The organism is Haloarcula sp. HT12, from assembly GCF_055271655.1.
Window position 1 is genome coordinate 486082 of sequence record NZ_JBUXKW010000004.1, and the last position, 19258, is coordinate 505339.

Here is a 19258-nt window from a genome sequence, read left to right on the forward strand (position 1 = left end):
AGGTTACCGCTCACTCCACGGCGGGATGGGGTACCTGAACTCCAGTGACCGCTCGGAGTCGGTGTTTGGGTAGGCGAGGCGCTGCGCGCCGTCCCACCACTGGCCGGTCGGAGCCGTCAGTTCACCCTCCGCGGGGAGTCCGTTGTCTTCGAAGCCGAACTCCCCGATGACCGTCTGGAAGGTCTCGCTGCGAAGCGCGTTCCGGATGTCTTCAGCCTCGATGGAGCCGGCGGCCTGGACCGCCTGCAGCGCGACCTGCGTGAGGTTGTACGAGCCGCCGACGTTGACCGGCATGTACTGGCTCTCGGTCTCGTACTCGCTCATGTACGTCTCTCGGAGCTCCTGGTTGCCGTTGCCGGTCAGGCCGGGGACCCAGCCCGGACACATCAGCGCATACGCGCCTGCGTCGCCGAGTGCCGACCACCACGCCGACGGGTCGGCACCACGGACGAACTTGAGCATGTCCGGCGACCAGTTGTTCGACTGCATCTGGTTGACCGCCGTGATGCCGCCACCCGGCGTCGGGTTCGACAGCAGCACTTCGACATCAGCACTCTCGGACTGGCTGATGAGCGTCGAGAAGTCCTGTGACCCGATCTCGAACGTCTCGCGAAGGACGATGTCGTAGCCCGCCTCGCCCAGTCGGTTCTCCCAGTATTCGGCCTGCTCTCTCCCCCAGCCGGAGTTTGGCTCCCAGATGCCGACGCGACTCGGCCGCTCGCTCTCCGGGATGAGTTCGAGGGTCCCGAGCGTCGACCGGGCGACGTCGCGGGACTTCGGGAACGGCGAGTACGTCCACTCGTAGTTATCGTTGCGGTGGGGCTCCTCGTAGGCGAACGCGATACCGAGGAACGGGAGGTTCTGGTTCTCCGCGAAGGCGCTCCCGGCGGTGACCAGCAGACTGGAGAAACTTCCCCAGATCATGTTGACGTCGTTGTTGCTGGTCATCTGCTGGAGGTTCTGCCGGAGCGTCTGTGCGTCGCTCTCGTCGTCCTGCAGGATGAGCTCGACGTCTCGGTCGAGTTGCTCGTTCATCTGGGCCTGTCCGAGTTCGTACCCGCGGCGCAGATCCTGCCCGAGCGAGGAGAACGACCCTGTCTCGGGGACTGTCCCGGCGATTGTGAGCGTCTCGTCACTGCCGCCACCGCCGCCGAAAGCACACCCGGCGAGGCTAGCCATCGCAGCAGCACCGGCGGTTCCCTTGAGATACGAGCGACGTGTGACTGGACTATCGTCGTTAACCATACCGTATAGGCTGATATCGATGATAGATTATAAAGATACCCGTTGTTGTGTGGGCCGCTGACGTAACGGGTATTGGGCTGATAAAAGAGCCCGAACAGTGGGCGACCGGGTTACGACGAGGGGCTGGCTTCCGCGTAGAAGTTCATCGCCTCGAACACCGGTCGGTCGGTCATCCCAAGGAGGATGGCCTCGTCGCCGTCCGGTTCGTGATGGTGGGTCGCATCCGGGGGGACCACGAAGATGTCCCGCTCGCTCCACTCGAGCGCCTCGCCGTCGACGTGCGTCGCGCCCTCGCCCTCGACGACGAAGAACACTTCCGTGGCGTTGTGGAAGTGGGCGTCGGTCGCCTCCTGCAGCAACTGGGCGCGGAACGACATCGTCGGGAACAGCGGCGGCGACCCGGTAGCGGGGTTGACATACGAGAGGCTATAGCCGTCGTATGGGTCCGGCTCGTCGTTGTCGGCCCGCTGGTGCAGTGACTCGACCATCTCCGACCACTTGAAGCGATAGGGCGGCGTCGCCTCTCGGATTCCCTCGAAGGGACCGGGGATACCCCCGTCTTTCGCCTCCTCGTCCGGGCGGCCACGGCCGTACTGTGAGGCCCAGTACCCCTGTGTCTTGGTGACCGGCTGTCGTTCGAGTTCGTGGTTCTCGAACGTGTTGCGGGCGTTCAGCGAGTCCAGCACCAGCGGCAAATCCAGCACGTCCAGCCAGGCCGCCGTCTCGTCGGAGTCGTTGACGTGGTCGTGCCACTCCCACTGTGGCGTGGTGACGAGGTCGTTGTCCTCCATGGGGAACTCCTCGCCCGCGACGACGGTCTTCATGTCCTCGCTGCCGTCGATGGTAAACCGAAGCGCGTTCGCGCCGTGGCGGTGTGAGGGGGCTGTCTCACCGGGCGAGACGGTCTGGACGCCGACGTAAATCGTGTTCGAGATCGCGTTCCCGAACGAGGCGTTGATCGGGACGGCGACCCGCCGCTGGAAGCCCGGCGGGAGGTCCGCGATGGGAACGTCGTTCTCGACGCCGTCGATAGCCGCCTGGATGTCCTCCCATTTCCAGATATCCGCTTCGAGGTCGTCGATGGTGTTGCCGAAGTCGTCCTCGACTTCCCACAGCGGACGGAGGTTGTGCCGCTCGAGAATCTCCCGCGTGTCGGTACTTAGTTCGAGCTGGTCCTCCAGCTCCTGTTCCTGGGGGTCCTGCTCCTCTTGCTGGGACATGGTCTACCAATATGTTACCACAGCACCAACATAAGTGTAATGGAATTACGGACTAATCCACCGCCAGAGTTCCTATATCGAGTGTTTTCGAGGGACACGGCTGTCGCTGTGTCCCTCGGGTCGAGCACTATCGTCGGCCGTCCACGCCGGGTCAGGCCTGTGCGTCGAAGATCTCGGCCGACTGGTACATCGACCGACAGTCCTCACAGACCATCGACCCCTGGATGGCGTACTCCCACAGTTTACCGCCGCAGTTCAGGCAGTCGAAGTGGGCTTCGACGAACGGGTCTTCCTCGGCGTATGGGTTCTCGAATTCCGCCATACCAATAAGACATTGTGGAATCGATAAAAACGCTTCGTTACTCTGGAAGCATACTTTCGGCCGCTGGGACTTACTGTGGGGCGTACGCCGCCATGGCGTCCCGCAGTTCCGCCGGGACTTCGATAGCGCCACCGCCGCCGTGTTCGGCACACACGCGCTGTTCAAACCCTTCGAAGGCGACCGTCCCGTCACAGGTCGCGGTGTAGTCGAACCGGACGCTCCGGGTCCCGACGTCCGGCGTGAGGGCGATGGTCACTTCGTCGCCCGCTTCGACCGGCGACTCGAACTCGAAGTCAATCTCGACCAGTGGCAGGCCGAAACCGTGGTCCTGGGAGATCTCCCAGAACGGGTAGCCGATCTCCTCCATAAACATGTCCGATGTCTCGTGCAGCGCGTCGACGATGCGGGGATAGTGAGCGATGCCGAACGGGTCGCTATCGGAGAACCGAACCGTCCAGACGCGTTCGTAGCTCATCGCTGTCCCTCCAGTTCGGCATCGGCCGGGGTGTCGCTGGTCGGCTCGCTTTCCAGCACCACGAGCGCGTCCAGTGCGACAGCGCCGTCGGGGGCCGCCAGTACTGGGTTGACATCGAGTTCAGCGATGGGGTACTCGGTCACGAGGTCGCCGACAGTCGCTACCACCTCCGCCAGTTCGGCCACGTCGGCGGGGGTGCTCCCGCGATACCCCTCCAGCAACCGCGCGGCCTGGAGTTCCTCGATTGCGTCACGGGCCTCGGCGGCGTCGATAGGCGCGATCCGGTGGCTGGTATCCTCGAACACCTCGGTGAACACCCCGCCCAGTCCCGTCAGCACGACCGGGCCGAAGGAGGGGTCACGGAGCCCGCCGACGATGACTTCTGTCCCGGCGTCGACGTCCATCGCGGCTTCGACGAGGATCTCGGCCTCGATATCCCGGGCGGCTGCCGCCTCGAAGATGCGGTCGGCGGCCACACGCACGTCCTCGGCCGAGCCCAGCCCAACGGCCACGCCCGCGCCTTCGGCCCACTCGCTCTTGTGGGTAACCGACGGCGCGGAGATCTTCACGACGACCGGATAGCCGATGTCTTCGGCCGACTCGACGGCCGCCTCGGGGGTCTCACAGAGTGCGAACGACGGCGTTTCGATGCCCGCGCCCGCGAGCAATCGTTTGCCCTCTGCTTCGGTGAGGGTCTGCCGACCGTCGGCGCGGGCGGTCGCGATAGGGTCGTCAGTCATCGGCGACCACCTCCGAGTCCGCCTCGTCCGCCTGCATCTCGGCGTATCGGGCGAGGACGGCCGCGGCGTCGGCGGCCCGCTCGGGAGTCTCGAACACCGGCACGTCTGCCGTTGCCAGCGCCGCGCTATCCTCGGCCATATCCTCTTCGATGCCGTCAGTGGCGAACAGAACCGGCTTGTCGACGCGCTCGGCGAGACCGTCAAGTGCGTCGACGGGGAAGCCGACCGACTGTTCGAACAGTTCGTACACCAGGACGATGTCGACGGCGGCGTCCTCGGCGACGGCCGTGACGACCTCGCCGAACGCCGGCATCGGCCGACCGGTGTCGACAGGGTTGCCGGTGTAGGTGACGCCCGGGAGGATCCCGTCGATCCGCTCCTGGGTTTCCGCGGTCAGCGACGGGAGGCGGGCACCACCGCGCTGGAGGCGGTCGGTGATGATGATCCCCGGGCCGGCCTGTGCGGTGACGACGCCGACGTTGGGGCCCGCTGGCGCGGGCGAGTCGCCCAGCGCCGCGGCGGCGTCGAGTAGTTCGTCGGTCGCCGTCACCGTGGGCACGCCGTACTGTTCGAACCCGGCGGTGTACAGTTCGTGGTCACCTGTGAGCGCACCCGTGTGGGATTCGGCGAACTCGCCGACATCGGACTGCCCGACCTTGTAGGCGATAACGGGCGTGTCGCTGTCGCGACAGGCCTCCAGCAGGCCGCGGCCGTCGTCGGTCCCCTCCACGTGAAGGACGATAGCGTCGGTCCGGTCGTCGCCGTCGAAGTACTCGATAGTCTCGGTGAACCCGACGTTCGCGCGGTTGCCGAGGCCGACCATCGCGGACACGCCCCGGCCCTGTCTCCGGGACTGGAAGGCGAGGACGTGTGCGATACCGCCGCTCTGGGCGATGACGGCGGTGTTTCCTTCCGGTAGCTTCTCAGCGCCGCTGGCAAAGGAACACAGCAGATCCGTCGCAGGGACGACGAACCCGCTCGTGTTCGGCCCGAGCAGCGAGATACCGTACTCCTCGGCCGTCTCGACGACCGAGCGCTGCAGGCGCTCGCCGTCGTCCCCGGCTTCCGCGAAGCCGCCGGCGTAGATGACCGCCGCGCCGACGCCGGCCTCCCCACAGTCCGCTATGACCTCGGGAGTCGCCGGACCGGGGACACAGCAGAGCGCGAGATCCACGTCGTCGTCGATATCGGTCACCGAATCGACGAACGGTACACCGAACAGATCCCCGTCGCTGGACGGGTTCACCGGGTACACCGGCCCGTCGAACTCCGTGGCGTTCGCCATCGCCTCGTATCCGATCTTGCCTTCGGTCTCGGAGGCACCGACGACTGCGACAGCCGACGGTTCGAACATCTCTGTGAGAGTCACGGCCGCTAGTTGTCGGAACTTGCTCAAAGCGTTTTCCCTCGATAGGACGTCACAGGGGTAGGTTTATTTGAGTGGATAGGATACCATTCAGCAATGGCTCTGCTCGAAGGACAGAACTTGACAAAGAAGTTCGGCGGTGTCGTCGCGATCGACGACGTTTCGTTCACCGTAGAGCGTGGCGAGGCGATCGGCCTCATCGGCCCGAACGGGGCCGGGAAGTCGACACTGTTCCGAACCGTCACTGGCGTCCACGAACCGACCGAAGGACGGGTGTTTTTCGACGGCGAAGATATTACCGGCGAACCCTCACACGAGATCTGTCACCGTGGGCTCGCGAAGACCCACCAGATCGTCCGGCCTTTCGAGAGCATGACGCTGCTCGAGAACGTCGCTGTCGGTGCGGAGTTCGGCGGCAGTGAGTTCGACGACGTTCGTGGCCGGGCCCGCGAGATGCTGGAGTTCGTCGGCCTCGCGGACCTCCAGTACGCCGAGCCGGGAGAGCTGAGCGTCGGCCAGCTCAAACGCCTCGAAATCGCCCGCGTACTGGCGACAGACCCCGAACTCGTCCTCTTCGACGAGGTGGCCGGCGGTCTCGACCCCGAAGAGACCGAGGACATCGTCGACCTCATCGGCGACATCAAAGCCGAGGGCAAGACGGTCTTTCTCATCGACCACGTTATGCGGGCGCTGATGACCGTCAGCGAACGGGTCATGGTGTTGAACAACGGCCGGCTCATCGCCGAGGGAACGCCCACGGAGATACAGAACGACGACGAGGTCATCGAGGCGTATCTCGGCGAACACGCCAACAAGGACCTCTCGAACGCCGTCACCGGCGACTAGCTCGGTTTGCCGGCGAAGTCGACGAACGCCGCTAGCTTCTCACTCGCGTCTTCGGTGACGTTGGAGCCGTGGTAGACGAGTCCTATGTCGAACTCGAAGTCAAGCAGTCGGTCCAGGTGTTCGTCAGCAGCGGCCACGTCCGCCGAAAAGAACGCCGTCGGGAGGACGAAATACCCCGCCGGGAGTCCGCGAGCGTCAGCGCCGAACACCGCGTCACCCAGTATGGCGATGCCGCGTCCCTCGTCGATGAGTGCGTGATGCGCATGCGTGTGGCCGGGGACGTGGACGGCACGGAACGGGCCGATACTGTCGCCGTCGCTGTACCGGTGGTCGACGGCGGCGTCGGTCTCGACTCCCTCGGGCATCCAGATGTCGAGGTTGTATCGCTGGGCGAGGCCGTCGAGGCCGCCGATGTGGTCCGGGTCGCCGTGGGTGATGAGTACCCGCTCGGGGACGACACCGAGGTCGTCCAGTGCGTCGGCGAGGGTGTCGACGGTGTCATCGAACCCTGTGTCCACGAGCGTCGGCGTCTCGCCGTCGAACAGGTAGACCCGATAGCGGGCGTCCGGGGTTGTCTTGACCGTGATATCGTATACGTCCGGGGCAATCTCTGTCGGCATCTCACTCGGATCGTGGGCCGGCCCCCGCAAGCGTCTTTCGGCACCGATACGCTGATAGTGGTGGGTAATGTGGCATTCGGTAGCCAGAATGTCGGACGAAACCGCGATTCGGGCGAGCGTCTTCCGGGGGATCGACCCCTCGTGGCTCTCGGTGCCGGCCGGGGTGCTCGCGGCCGGAACCGTCCTCCGGTACGCGCCGCTGTCGACCGGCGCGGCCAGAATGCTCGCTATCACGTTGTTCTGTATCGCTCTCTGGATCGGGGCACCAGTTAAACCGTGGTTTACCGCCTTGCTGGGCATTGGTCTCATCGGCGTCACGTTCTCTACGGGTCTTGCACTAACCGGGTTCCAGTCGCCGGCGACGTGGCTCGTCGTCGTCGGCATCCTCATCGGCGAGGGCGCTCGACAGAGCGGGCTCGCGGACCTGGTCGAACGGCTGGCACTGCACCGGATGCCTGTGTCCGTCGCAACCGACGCCGTCGCGGCGTACCGCTATCTGCTCGTCGTCCTTTCGTTCGGGAGCCTCGCGCTGGCGGTACTGATCCCGTCGTCGCTGGTCCGGGTCCTCATCCTCGCACCGATCCTCCAGTCGCTGGGCGAACTGTTCGATGAACGGCGAGCGGCGGTCGGGATCTTCCTCGGCCCGCTGTTTGCGACCTTCTATGGCTCCTCGGGCATCCTCACCGGGTCGCTGGCGAACATCATCGTCACCGGGCTGGTCGAGTCAAGCGGCGGCCCGGCGATCACCTGGACCGAATGGACGCTGTGGCTCGGTCCGGTGATGGGTATCGGCCGGGTGGTTCTCATCGTCGCAATCACGTACCTATTGTACCGCCCCCGGGACCGAGACGGCGTGACGACGCCAGAAGGGACAGAGAGCGTTTCGACGACGGCCCGCGAACGCCGGATGCTCGGCTTTCTGCTCCTGGGCGTGGTGATCTGGGCGACTGACTTCGTCCACGGCCTCCACCCGCTGTTCGGGGCCGTCGTCGTGACGCTGCTGGCGTTTGCCCCGCGGATCGGCGTCGTGGGACCCGACGCTGTCGGCGACGCGGACTTCTCGATTCTGTTTTTCCTCGGAGCGATCTTCGCAATCGCTGAGGGGCTCCGACAGACAGCCTTCACCGACCTCGCCGCGAACCGTCTCCTCTCGATTCTGCCGGCCGACCCATCGCTCCCGCTGGTGCTGGTCGTCGTCGTCGTCGTGGCACTGGCGCTGACGCTCGTGATGGAGGGGCTCGCGGTCGCCAGCGTCCTCACGCCGGTCCTGGTCTCGTTTGCCACGAGCGCGGGGATTCCGCTGGTCCCCGTGGCGATGACGGAAGCCGTCGCGCTCAACGCGTACTTCTTCCCCTATCAGTCGGCAGTACTGGTCGCGATCCTCGGGCTGGACGTGGTCGACTCGATGGAGTTGACGAAGATGGCGAGTGTCTGCTCGCTCGCGACCTTACTCCTGCTCGTGCCCGTACAGATCGCGATCTTCACCCTGCTGTTCTGATACTGTTGGACGTAACTTCGAGAAGATATTCGCCATTCCGAAGTGGCAAAATTCGTGACAGGGTCCGACAGTATGAGCCGCGGCTACCGGTCGTCGAAGTGTTCGTCGATCAGGTCCGTTCTGAGGACCGTGCCCGTGTCCGACCGCGGGAGCGGGTCGGCGGTGACAGCGTACTCCCGCGGGCGCTTGAAGTCCGCCAGCGCCTCCGTTTCGAGGCAGTACGTGTCGAGGTCCTCGGCCGTGAGGTCCCCGTCGGTGACGACGACAGCCGTGACGACCTGTCCCCACGTGTCGTCGTCGAGGCCGAAGACACAGACCTCCTCGACATCGGAGTGGGCCTCCAGCGTCTCCTCGACCTCGGCAGGGTACACGTTCTCGCCGCCGCTGACGATCATGTTGTCCACGCGGTCGACGATGTAGAGGTAGCCGTCCTCGTCGACGGTGGCCACGTCCCGGGTGCGGAGCCATCCGTCGAAATACGACTTCGACTCGGCCTCGGGGTTGTCGATGTATCCGGTTGACATCCCGGGGCCACGGGCGATTATCTCGCCGCGTTCGCCAGCGTCGACGGTCGCCTCGGGGTCCGGGTCCTCGTCGAGTGGGGCTGTCTCGACGACACGGATCTCCCACGAGAACGACGACTTGCCGATGGTTCCGGGGTGGTCGGCCTGTGTACTCGGGTGCGCGAAGGTCAGGTCGGGGCCGGCTTCTGTCATCCCGTAGGTGTTGTACACCTGGTCGGTGAGGAGCTCGCTGGTCGCTTCGACGAGGTCTTCGGTGACGATGGACCCGCCTGTCCGGATGTATCCCAGTGAGTCCACGTCGAAGCCAGCGTCCCGCTGGACGCCGTTGATGGCTCTGAGTTGCGTCGGCACGGCGAGGAGGCCGCTCACGCCGTGGTCCTCGATGAGTTCCAGCGCCTCCGTGGGATCGAAGGAGGTGTGGAGGACGACCGTCGCACCGGCGACGAAGTGGGGATAGAGCCAGGCGTCGGTCGTCACCATGTGGTACCACGGCGTCGTGCACAGCGCCGTGTCCGTCTCGTCGATACCGTGTTCCATGATGACCTGGATGGCACCGTACCAGAGCTGCTCCTGGTCGAACGGCACAGCTTTTGGCGTATCAGTTGTCCCGCTCGTGTAGAGGACGCCACACTCGTCGCCGACCGGCAGGGCGGGGTCGAGGTCCGGAGCGGCGTCGTCGAGGACCGCCTCGTAGGACTCGACGCGTTCGTGGTCGATGGAGCGGTCCCCGGCGTGAATCGCCGCTTCGAAGCCGCCGTTGTCGAGCAGGGCAAGCGCCGTGTCGGTGTTGGCGTCGTCGAACACGAGTGCACGCGCCGACGCCGTCTCCACCATCCGTTCCAGTTCCGCCACTGTCGCGCGGTAGGACAACTGGACGGTCCCGACGCCGCGCTTGTTGCCGGCGAGCATCGACTCGACCGCCGGGAGGCCGTTCAGCGTGAGAACGGCGCATCGCCGCTCACCGACCCGCTGATGCACTGCGTTGGCAAGTCGTGTGCTGCGCTCGTCGAGTCGCTCGTAGGTGACGGTCCGCCCGTCGTCTGTGACGACAGCCGGTTGCTCCGGGTAACACCGTACTGTCCGGGCAAATGCCTCTCTGAGTTGCATGGTGGTTCTGTTACCGTCTACCAGATGAACTGCAATATTAATAGTTCTGGTTACAGGGATGTCACCGCAACAGTGTGGCTTATACGAATCCACCGAGAACTCGGTGTATGTCACGACACATCGCCGGACTGCTCGCACACGTCCGCCCGGTGTTCATGCTCCCCGTCGTCGCCACGTCGGTCTGCGGGGCGCTGCTCGCATCGAGCGTCAGCGCCGGTGTCGTGGCCCTGCACGCAGGTGCCGTCGCGACGACCCTGTTCGTCGCCCATCTGCGCGACGGGTTCGTGGACGGCCACGTTCGCGGCGAGGAAACGCCACCGCTCTCGGTGGCGGCCTATCGGTGGGCGACAGCCGCCGCCGTCATCGTCGCGTTAGCGCTGGCCTCGTCGCTAGTGCTCACCGCCGGGCTACTCGCCGCTTTCTCCGTCCTGGCCCTGCTCTGTCTCGCCCTACTACACGCGCCGTACCTCGACAGGCATCCGGTTCCGGTCACCGTCGACTACCCGCTGGGAATCGCCATCACGCTGAGTGGCGGGTTCGCTGCACAGGCCGATAGGCTGACGCCGGACGTCCTTGCAGTGGCCGCGGGCATCGCGGCGTTGCTGTCCGGCATCAAGGTCGGTATCGACCGCCTCGACGCGGCATTCGACGCGACAGTCGGGAAACGTACTGTCCCCGTCATCGCGACCGAAACCGGTGCTACGTGGGTCGCGGTCGGCTGTTTCGCCGCGGCGGCGCTCGTCGTGCTTGGAGCCGTCAGTATCGGGATACTCCCCCGACGTGCAGCGATAGCACTCCTTCCCGCCGCTGGCTGTGCCGTGGCGACGCCAGCCATAGCGCCGCGCTGGGCCGTCAGGATACAGATGGCACTCAGCTACGCCTTCGTCGGCGTCCTGTTCGTCGCGGTCTGTAACGGCCGCTGTCACGGGTGGGCGATACTGGGCCGCTTCGCCTCAGCGGTAGGCCAGGTTTAGCTCTATCTCGTCGGTCGCGGCCCGGAGCTGGTCGAGCACTTCCCCTTCACAACGCTCCTGTGAGAGTCGGTGGGCGGGGCCAGCGATGCTCAGCGCGCCCTGTATCTCCCCGCCGAACATCAGCGGGATGCCGATGGCGTGGACGCCCTTGAGGTCCTCGCTGCGATTGAGGGCGTAGCCCTGTTCGCGGATCTGCTCTAGCTCCTCGAACAGCGCGTCCCGCGTGGTGATGGTGTTCTCCGTCCGGGCTGGCAGCCCGTGCTCGTCGACGATAGCGTGTATCTCCTCCTCAGGCAGATGTGCGAGGATGGCCTTCCCGCCGGAGTTACAGTGCATGTACGCCCAGGTCCCCAGGATGGTGTTGATGTCGATATCGTTCTGCCCGCCCCTGCCGTAGATGTACATGGCCTTGCCGTTCTCGTGGGTGATGAGCCACGCCATCTCTCCGGTGGCCTTCTCCAGTTCGTCGACGGCCTGCATCCCGGACCGGAAGATACCCAGTTGCCCCCTGACGTACTGCCCGTAGTCGAAAAACGTCAGCCCGAGGTGGTACTCCGACCCGCGTTTGACGACGAAGCCGTGGTCGCGCATGGTCGTTAGATGGCCGTGAACGGTACTCTTGGCGATATCTAGTTGCTCTGCTAATTCCGTCACGCCAGCCCCATCGAACTCTCTGATACATTCGATGAGGGCGAACAGCGTTTCGTCCGATTTGATTCTTTTCCCGCTTTTCGAACGTTGGCCCATACATTGCCCAAGCGATACTCCATAATTAAGCATTGCGAACTAGCCAACGGCAGGTGGTAACACACTCTGTTCGACAACATCGAATTTTACACATTCGTTCATACCAGAAATAAATAACAAACGTACCCATGTTATGCAATCCCCGAGCACCGCACACTGTTGGCTGTCCATCCGACTAGAGATTCCCCACTCAGGGGTGATGAAGTATTTCACTGGTGTACAACCGGCAGTATCAGCGGTCGTCGGCCGCGTCAGCTGGGGTGCCACGGTACGTGGCTGCCAACTCCACGTAGTTCTCGTGTGTGGTACCGATCTGGGCGATCTGCTCGTCGCTGAGCGGGCGCGTCTCGGCCGGCACGCCGTAGGCCATGTGCCCCTCTGGGATACGCTGTCCCTGCCGTACGACGGCGTTGGCCGCAACGATGCAGTTGGATTCGACCGTCGCCCCACCCATCACCGCACTCCCCATACCGACCAGCGAGTGGCTGTGGACATCGGCGTAATCGACGACTGCACCGTGGCCGACCGTCACCTCGTCCCCGAGCGTCGCCCCGTGGAGCATCGTGAACTCCTGTACGTTCGTTTCTGTCCCCACGGTGACGGCCCCACCATCGCCTCGCAGGCAGACGAACGGCCAGAGGCTGGACCGCTCGCCGACCGTAACGTCGCCGACGACGTAGGCCATCTCGGAAACAAACGCCTCGTCCGCAATCTGTGGGGTTCCGTGCACGGTTGACCGTTGCATACTCACCCAACCGCGATGCAGGGACTAAAACATAGGTGGCCAGTCACTGCCATCGTGTTCGACCACATCGAACAAATGTCGACTGATCAGTGGACGTGAACCGGGTGCTCTCAACTCTCTCGCTCGGCCGGTGGACGCTGAACCCGCTCCGCAACCGGCTCCGCCAGCGAGAGACGCATCTCGAACTCACCCCGCATCTGTTCGACGACATCGAACCCGAGATTATCATACACTGTAACTGCGGCATCGTTGTCGGCGGCGACAGTCAGCGTGAGGGCGTCGTGGCCGCTGTCAGCCGCGTGGGCGATGAGGTGACGGAGCAGTTCCGAGCCGATACCGCGGCCCCGGGCGTCGTTGGCGACGAACACGACCAGGTGTGGCTCCGAGGCGTCCGTCGGTGTCACGCCCGTGTGGCCAACTATCGACGACTCCGTCTCGGCGACGAGGCTCCAGCCGTCGTCGATGAACCGGTCGAGCCAGGACCGGAGCATGGATTCAGTTGCAGGTGGGAGCCCCATCGTCCTGTCCGCTGGATCGAGGCCCAGATACATCTCGACGAGCTCGTCCGTATCGGTGGCGCTGTGTGGCCGGACGAGGCCCTGGACGGACTCCCGGTCACGGAACCGCGGGCAGCGCGGGGGACAGAGCGGGGTCCCGACACACTCGCTGTTGTCCCACCCGGTGCAGGCCCACTCGCGTTCATGTCCCATGTGCACACACTGTACCCCCAGACAGTTAATTGGTACCGCGAACATCACAGGCTGAGAACACACAGTGGATATAACAAGCCCCGTTTCGAATGGTGGGGTATGGTACGTCTCCTGGTCGCACTCGACGACGACCTCTCACAGGCACGCGCACAGATCAACGCCGTCGAAAGCATGGTCGAAACCGCGGACGGGGCCGAAGCCTATCTGCTCCACGTGTTCGACGACAACCCCGAGGGCGCCTCCGTCCATCAGGTCGAAGCGGTCAGAGAGACCAAAGACCGACTGGAGGCGGCCGGCGTGACGGTTGAACTCCTGGAGTCGAGCGGGGACCCGGCCGGCGAGATCCTCAGATACGCCGAGGAGTACGACGTCGATCAGATCTGTGTCGGGGGCCGCAAGCGAACCCCGGCGGGCAAGGCCCTGTTCGGGAGCGTCACACAGGACGTGATTCTCGGGACCCACTGCCCGGTGCTGGTCTGTGGGAGCGAAGAAGAGTAGGTGTCAGCGGGCGTCGATGGCTTCGTCCAGGTTCCGCTCTAACGACTCGACGCTCTCCCGTATCTGGGCTAGCTGGGACGTCTGCCGCTGGTTCGCGGCTGCCAGCTCTGATACCTCGTCAGCCACCCGTTTGACGCCCTCGACCGTCGTATCCAGCAGGGCCGCGATCTCCTCGGCGCTCTTTGATTGGTCGTCGGTCGCGTCGGCGATCTGTGTCAACTGGGTGGAGATATCCGTGATAGACTCCTGTATCCGCTGTTGGTTCCCGTTTACCTCCCGGATTTTCGCGTCGATCTCCGAGACCATCTCCGTCGTCGCTTCCACGCTGTCGACCGTCTCGGTCGCGATCTCCGAGACCGAATCTATCAACTGCTCGATGCGGTCGGCCTCCGCCTGGGACTCGCCGGCGAGGTTCTTCACCTCGTCGGCGACGACGGCGAACCCTTCCCCCGCTTCACCGGCCCGGGCAGCCTCGATTGAGGCATTGAGCGCCAGCATGTTGATCTGCTCTGCCAGATCGTCGATGGTCGCGACCACGTCGTCGATCTCGTCGATCCGGTCGGCCAGTTCGGTCGCGTCCGCCGCCATCAGCTCGCTCGCGTCAGTGACAGCCTCGACAGTTTCGAGGAGGTCGCGGGTGGCACCCTCCGAGTCCTCGGCCAGCGACTCCGTCTCGTCGCTCTGGGCGCTGATCGTCTCGACGCTCGACGCGACTTCCTCAGTCGCCGCGCTCAGCGTCTGTATCTCCTGATCCACGTCACCGACGTTGCTGGCCTCCTGCTCCGCGATATCTGCAATCTCCTCCGCGTTGTCGGTCACCTGTTCGGCCGCCGATTCGAGATCTGTGACAGAGGTCTCGATCTCCTCGCTTACCTTCTGTTGGAGCTGTTCTATCGACTTGCGTTGTTCCACGAGATCGGTGACGCGACTGACGTATTCGAAGGACCCGACAACGTCGCCGCTCGGTGCGACCAGCGGCACGCCGGTGGCGCGGACGTGCCAGTCCGTCCCGTCGTCGTGCGTGCCGGACCTGACGTCAGTTTCCCTGATCGGGTCGCCGGTCCGCGCGACTTCCTCTGCCAGCGTCTCGGTCACTTCCTCGGTCCCGACAACTTCGTGTGCCGGGCGATCAAGTGCGGTCTCCGCATCGATGCCGATGAACGCCTCCTGTTCCTCGTTCCAGTGAGTCAGACGACCGTCATCGTCGACGACGATGACCGGTTCCGGGAACAATGCGACGAGTTGATCGAAGAGATGACGCCAGTGGTCACGCTCGGCGCGGAGACGTTCGGTCTCGTCGCGCGCCTCCGACCGTTCGGGCGCGAGTGATGCCTTATCTGGGGTGGATCCGGACATGTTTGGATACAAGGTTCACCTGCTATCTTAAGAAGTTTCGTACGGGTAGGGTGGCGGTTCCGCTATGTCGTCACTCGTCGGCCTCGCGGCGGACCATGGCCGTCGCCTCGTACGAGATGACCAGTTCGTCGTCCTGGTTCAGGCCTTCGTGGCGGGTGGTGACGAACCCCCGGGTCGGATCGCTTTCGGAGCGTCGCTTGTCGATGATTTCGGTCCGCAATCGCAGCGTGTCACCGGGCCGGAGCGGCAGACGCCAGCGGAGGTTGTCCACGCCGACACCTGCCAGTGTCGCCGTGTCCTCGCTGCTCTCGACGTGGAGGCGCATGCATATCGCGGCGGTCTGCCACCCCGATGCGACCAGCCCGCCGAAGACGGAGTCCTCGGCTGCATCTTCGTCAGTGTGGAACGGTTGCGGGTCGTACTTTTCCCCGAACGTGACGATCTCGGATTTCGAGACAGTGTATCCATCCGAACGACGCACGTCGCCGAGCGAGAGATCCTCGTAGAATTCCATACGAGTTCGGATGCAACGGACGGATAAAAATCCGCCGTGGTGCGGTCACCGACACCGTGGGTTTCGAAGGCCGTGGGCGACCCCGATATTCGAAAATTATATTCATCGCTCACGAAAAGGAAGCGCATGAGCCTGACAGATCTGTTCGATCCGGACAGTATCGCAGTTATCGGTGCCTCAAAAACGCCGGGGAAACTCGGCAACGACGCGATGGCGAACGCGAAGGAGTTCGACGGCCCCGTGTATCCGGTGAACCCCTCCGGCGAGGGAGCAGTCTACGGCTACGAGTTCGTCGATTCCGTCGAGGACACCGACGCCGACCTCGCGCTCTGCTGTGTCCCCGCCCCCGCGACGCCTGATGTCATCTCGGACTGCGGGGAGGCGGGCGTTGGCGGTGCTGTCGTCTTTGCCGGCGGGTTCGCCGAATCCGGGGAGCGTGGCGAGCAGCTCCAGGAACAGATCCGCCACACGGCACAGGAATACGATATCTCTATCCTCGGGCCGAACACGGCCGGACATATCATCCCACATCGGTCCGTGTTCAGTTCCTTCGTTCCAGGGTTCGACGAGATAGCGACCGGGGATGTGGCGGTAATCGCACAGAGCGGCGGCGTCGGGGTAACCGCCACGTTCCAGCTAGACAGGGAAGGGTACGGGACTGCGGGGATGTACGGGCTCGGGAATCGCGTCAACACGGACTTCGGCGACGTGATTCCGGCCGTCGACGACGACCCGGAGACCGGGGCGATGGCCCTTCACATCGAAGGGACAGACAGATTCGACGCGGCCGTACAGGCTATCGACGAGGCGAGTACCCCAGTGGTCGCGCTGAAATCCGGGAACCGGGTCGACGAGTTCGTCCAGTCGCACACTGCTGCGCCGGTTCAGGCGGGCGACAGCTACGAACAGGAACTCACGGACGCCGGTGCCGTCATGGCAGACTCGATGACAGAGCTACTGGATGCAAGCCGGGTTCTGGCGACGTGTCCGCCCGCAGCAGGCCCCAACGTCGGACTCGTCACGGCACAGGCCGGTCCGGGCATCATGATGGCGGACTACCTGGAGGAACGGAACGTGAACTTCCCGGAACTGACCGCAGAGACCCGTGAACGACTCGATGACATCCTGCTCGGGTTCACCTACGACCGGAACCCGATCGATACAGGCCGCCCGATGCCCGAGTTCGGTGAGGTCATCGACGCTGTGGGGCGTGACGACAACGTCGACATCGTTCTCGTCTACGAGATCTTCGAGCACTCCCTGGGCTACCCCGTCGAAGAACTCGAGCGACTCACGAACGAGGTAGACAAGCCGGTCGTGTTTACCGTCGCTGGCCCGAGCGACGCCCTTGCCGAAGACCGACAGCGGATGGAGGATCTCGGCGTTGCCACGTTCAATACACCCGAGCGTGGGGCCTACGCCGCGTCCGTGCTGGCCGAGTTGTCGCGCTAGGTCGTCGGCCCGCTCCCCGGATCGAGTGGGAGTCACAGCTTCACGGGCTGTGGCGCATCTCGGGCTGTCGCTGCGGGCACCAGAAACGTTTACAAGGTATTAGTCATCATTGTCTGTATGGTTCAAGCAAGCGACCTGGCAGAAGCGGCTGCCGAAGCAGATGACCTCCCGCATCCACGCGACGTCGTCGGTAAACACGAAGAGATCCCGGTTACGGATATCTTCGACGAGGTGTTCATGCGGGAGTTCACTGATTTCGATTCGTTCGACGAGATGGTCGCAGCCAGTCCGTCGGACGCAAGTTCAGCGGCCGAACTCGAACTAGTGCCCGATGGCACGTGGGACGAGTTCGTTGCCGAGGCGACGGCTTTCGAAGACGAAGAGGAGATGGTGTTCGCCGCACGCGACCACTGGGTCGAGACACAACTGGGCCTGTAACGGCGTGTGCCACAGCGTGTTCGCCCGGCCATAGTTACATCAATATCCGTCCGTAGCGCGTTTGAGGCGCGGTTTTCTGCTACATAACCACAATAATTATGACGGTTGTGTCGTAACGACAAGGTAGACACCATGAGTACCACTGATGCGGAACGGCCAGTGCTGATTGCGGGTGCGGGTCCGGTCGGGATGACCACGGCGCTTGCCCTGAACGCACGCGGCGTTCCGGCGACGATTCTCGAAGCGGAATCCGAGGACCGGGACCGGTCTGGGAGTCGAGCGATCTACGTCCACGGGTCGACGCTGCACACGCTCGAACGCGCCCATCCGGGGCTTGGCGAGAACCTCGTCAAGGACGGGCTGGTCTGGCCGACCCGGCGGACGTGCTGGCGGGGCAAGGAAGTGTTCAGTCGGACCTACGACAACCCCGGTGGCGACGGGAAGTTCCCGCACTTCACCAGTATTCCCCAGGCCCGGACGGAAGACTACATGCACGAGGCCATCGACGAAGCGGGGATCGAGATCCACTGGGACTGTGCGGTGGAAACAGTCGAATCGAGTTCGGACGGTGTCACCGTCGAAACGTCGGACGGCCGCGAGTGGGAGACGCCGTACCTCGTTGGGGCGGACGGCGGCGGCTCGACAGTGCGCGACGAAATCGGTGCCGAGTTCGAGGGCGACCAGTCGGAGAACTCGTTCATCATCGCCGACGTCGACGAAATCGAAGACCAGGACGAGCAGTGGCCGCTCGAACGGCTGTTCCACTACGACGATCCGAGAGCCGGCGGGCGAAACGTCATGCTGGTCCCGTTCACCGGCGGCTGGCGGCTCGATATTCAGTGTGTCGACGGTGACGACCCCGACGAACTGATCACCGACGAGAAGATGCAGGAGTTCGTGTCGGAGATCATGGGCGAGCAGTACGCCGACAACGTCTCCTGGGTGTCCAGTTACAAGTTCCTGCAGGTCATGGCCGACACGTTCATCGACGAGAACCGGCGCGTACTGCTGGCCGGCGAGGCGGCCCACCTGCTTGCGCCGTTCGGTGCCCGCGGGATGAACTCGGGCGTGGCCGACGCCGACGAAGCGGCCTCCGCGATTACTGTGGCGTACCACGCACAGCGGGACGCCGTCGCGCGTGACGAGGTCGAACTGTACGCTGCGCGGCGTGAGCGCGCTGCCGAATACAACCTCGAAGCCGCAGGGACGGCACTGGAGTATCTCCAGGGCGACAATCCCGCGACCGTCCTCCGAAAGGAGGCGGCCGCGTCGCTCGCGGACTACTTCGAACCGGCAGGGGAGTATCTGGACGACGCGCCGTACGGCCCCCACGACGCACCGCCGATTGTCACGACGGGCAACTACTGACCCGATCTGGCCTGATTCCGTTGGCCGCTGGGCATCACCGACGCTTTGTTTCGGCGTTTTACTGACGGTCGCGTTGTCGTTCGATCACTACTACGCAGTACCAACGGACGGGAGATTCGATTACAAATACTTTGGCGGAGGTATGGTCGTTCCTGTGCCCGCTTTTTCCGCCGATAGAGCGTGTTCTGTAGATTCTTTCTCTATTCTAGAGTGAGATACGGTCATCTACAAGTGTAATTCAATAGGATGAGGATATATGTCGAGACTATATAATCAGTAGTAGGATTTTGCACATATGCGAGGGTTTGGAGTTATCAGTACTCACTGCCGCAGGTCATTGACGACATTCAGGGAGGGTGATCCATTGCATCGATGCGGCCCGAACCACAGAAGCAGCGCTGACTGTTTTAGAGACCGTCTCGTCACAGGTCCTACTGAGAACCGTAGTAGGGTGGTAGTCTACCTGTTTACTGGTGTGCGAATCAAGATAGGG

General features: G+C 63.8%; 20 protein-coding genes. 7 read left to right on the top strand and 13 right to left on the bottom strand.

Annotation, left to right across the window (positions count from 1 at the left end; translation table 11 throughout):
- Nucleotides 1–3: 3 nt before the first annotated feature.
- The 6 genes from ACY9XZ_RS15335 to ACY9XZ_RS15360 form a co-directional block, all read right to left on the bottom strand.
- Nucleotides 4–1245, bottom strand: a complete 1242-nt coding sequence (locus tag ACY9XZ_RS15335) for an amino acid ABC transporter substrate-binding protein (RefSeq protein ID WP_463457890.1) — start codon at nt 1243–1245, stop codon at nt 4–6.
- 110 nt (nt 1246–1355) lie between these two features.
- The gene (locus ACY9XZ_RS15340; RefSeq protein WP_463457891.1) at nt 1356–2465 is read right to left on the bottom strand and encodes a cupin domain-containing protein; all 1110 of its coding nucleotides are present in this window, start codon (nt 2463–2465) and stop codon (nt 1356–1358) included.
- A gap of 151 nt (nt 2466–2616) precedes the next feature.
- Nucleotides 2617–2787, bottom strand: coding sequence for a hypothetical protein (locus ACY9XZ_RS15345; protein ID WP_424330420.1), 171 nt, complete (start codon nt 2785–2787; stop codon nt 2617–2619).
- A 70-nt stretch (nt 2788–2857) separates the two neighbouring features.
- The gene (locus ACY9XZ_RS15350; RefSeq protein WP_463457892.1) at nt 2858–3262 is read right to left on the bottom strand and encodes an acyl-CoA thioesterase; all 405 of its coding nucleotides are present in this window, start codon (nt 3260–3262) and stop codon (nt 2858–2860) included.
- Nucleotides 3259–4002, bottom strand: coding sequence for an acetate--CoA ligase family protein (locus ACY9XZ_RS15355; RefSeq protein WP_463457893.1), 744 nt, complete (start codon nt 4000–4002; stop codon nt 3259–3261). The genes ACY9XZ_RS15350 and ACY9XZ_RS15355 overlap by 4 nt, the downstream gene beginning before the upstream one ends.
- Nucleotides 3995–5371: a CoA-binding protein gene (locus ACY9XZ_RS15360; RefSeq protein ID WP_463457894.1), complete on the bottom strand. Its 1377-nt coding sequence runs from the start codon at nt 5369–5371 to the stop codon at nt 3995–3997. The genes ACY9XZ_RS15355 and ACY9XZ_RS15360 overlap by 8 nt, the downstream gene beginning before the upstream one ends.
- Nucleotides 5372–5464: 93 nt before the next feature.
- On the opposite strand from ACY9XZ_RS15360, the gene ACY9XZ_RS15365 reads away from it, so the two are divergent.
- Nucleotides 5465–6214, top strand: a complete 750-nt coding sequence (locus tag ACY9XZ_RS15365) for an ABC transporter ATP-binding protein (protein WP_463457895.1) — start codon at nt 5465–5467, stop codon at nt 6212–6214.
- Here ACY9XZ_RS15365 and ACY9XZ_RS15370 read toward each other — a convergent pair.
- Entirely contained in the window at nt 6211–6834 is a 624-nt protein-coding gene (locus ACY9XZ_RS15370) for an MBL fold metallo-hydrolase (protein WP_463457896.1), read from the bottom strand. The two genes, ACY9XZ_RS15365 and ACY9XZ_RS15370, sit on opposite strands and share 4 nt — an antisense overlap.
- Before the next feature lie 88 nt (nt 6835–6922).
- Between ACY9XZ_RS15370 and ACY9XZ_RS15375 the strand changes: the two genes are divergently transcribed.
- Nucleotides 6923–8332 carry an SLC13 family permease gene (locus ACY9XZ_RS15375; RefSeq protein WP_463457897.1) on the top strand — a complete coding sequence of 470 codons (1410 nt, stop codon included), beginning with the start codon at nt 6923–6925 and terminating at the stop codon, nt 8330–8332.
- Nucleotides 8333–8415: 83 nt separating this feature from the next.
- Here ACY9XZ_RS15375 and ACY9XZ_RS15380 read toward each other — a convergent pair whose 3' ends face one another.
- Entirely contained in the window at nt 8416–9963 is a 1548-nt protein-coding gene (locus ACY9XZ_RS15380) for a class I adenylate-forming enzyme family protein (protein WP_463457898.1), read from the bottom strand.
- A gap of 107 nt (nt 9964–10070) precedes the next feature.
- Here ACY9XZ_RS15380 and ACY9XZ_RS15385 point away from each other — a divergent pair, with 107 nt between their 5' ends.
- Nucleotides 10071–10937: a UbiA prenyltransferase family protein gene (locus tag ACY9XZ_RS15385; protein ID WP_463457899.1), complete on the top strand. Its 867-nt coding sequence runs from the start codon at nt 10071–10073 to the stop codon at nt 10935–10937.
- On the opposite strand, the gene ACY9XZ_RS15390 is transcribed toward ACY9XZ_RS15385, so the two are convergent.
- From ACY9XZ_RS15390 to ACY9XZ_RS15400, 3 genes are all read right to left on the bottom strand, one after another.
- The gene (locus tag ACY9XZ_RS15390) at nt 10917–11684 is read right to left on the bottom strand and encodes an IclR family transcriptional regulator (RefSeq protein WP_463457900.1); all 768 of its coding nucleotides are present in this window, start codon (nt 11682–11684) and stop codon (nt 10917–10919) included. The genes ACY9XZ_RS15385 and ACY9XZ_RS15390 overlap by 21 nt on opposite strands.
- Before the next feature lie 232 nt (nt 11685–11916).
- A complete protein-coding gene (locus tag ACY9XZ_RS15395) occupies nt 11917–12429 on the bottom strand; it encodes a gamma carbonic anhydrase family protein (RefSeq protein ID WP_463457901.1) in 513 nt (170 codons plus the stop codon).
- Between the two features lie 110 nt (nt 12430–12539).
- On the bottom strand, nt 12540–13139 hold the full coding sequence (locus ACY9XZ_RS15400) for an N-acetyltransferase family protein (RefSeq protein ID WP_463457902.1): 600 nt from the start codon (nt 13137–13139) through the stop codon (nt 12540–12542).
- Between the two features lie 99 nt (nt 13140–13238).
- On the opposite strand from ACY9XZ_RS15400, the gene ACY9XZ_RS15405 reads away from it, so the two are divergent.
- The gene (locus ACY9XZ_RS15405; protein WP_463457903.1) at nt 13239–13637 is read left to right on the top strand and encodes a universal stress protein; all 399 of its coding nucleotides are present in this window, start codon (nt 13239–13241) and stop codon (nt 13635–13637) included.
- A gap of 3 nt (nt 13638–13640) precedes the next feature.
- Here the strand turns inward: ACY9XZ_RS15405 and ACY9XZ_RS15410 are convergent, their stop codons facing one another.
- Together ACY9XZ_RS15410 and ACY9XZ_RS15415 are read right to left on the bottom strand one after the other, a co-directional pair.
- Nucleotides 13641–14993, bottom strand: a complete 1353-nt coding sequence (locus ACY9XZ_RS15410) for a methyl-accepting chemotaxis protein (protein WP_463457904.1) — start codon at nt 14991–14993, stop codon at nt 13641–13643.
- A gap of 70 nt (nt 14994–15063) precedes the next feature.
- The gene (locus ACY9XZ_RS15415) at nt 15064–15507 is read right to left on the bottom strand and encodes a MaoC family dehydratase (protein WP_463457905.1); all 444 of its coding nucleotides are present in this window, start codon (nt 15505–15507) and stop codon (nt 15064–15066) included.
- A gap of 126 nt (nt 15508–15633) precedes the next feature.
- Between ACY9XZ_RS15415 and ACY9XZ_RS15420 the strand changes: the two genes are divergently transcribed.
- From ACY9XZ_RS15420 to ACY9XZ_RS15430, 3 genes are all read left to right on the top strand, one after another.
- The gene (locus ACY9XZ_RS15420) at nt 15634–16959 is read left to right on the top strand and encodes a CoA-binding protein (protein WP_463457906.1); all 1326 of its coding nucleotides are present in this window, start codon (nt 15634–15636) and stop codon (nt 16957–16959) included.
- A 117-nt stretch (nt 16960–17076) separates the two neighbouring features.
- On the top strand, nt 17077–17397 hold the full coding sequence (locus tag ACY9XZ_RS15425) for a hypothetical protein (protein WP_463457907.1): 321 nt from the start codon (nt 17077–17079) through the stop codon (nt 17395–17397).
- Between the two features lie 132 nt (nt 17398–17529).
- Nucleotides 17530–18765: an FAD-dependent monooxygenase gene (locus ACY9XZ_RS15430; RefSeq protein WP_463457908.1), complete on the top strand. Its 1236-nt coding sequence runs from the start codon at nt 17530–17532 to the stop codon at nt 18763–18765.
- The last annotated feature ends 493 nt before the right edge of the window (nt 18766–19258 follow it).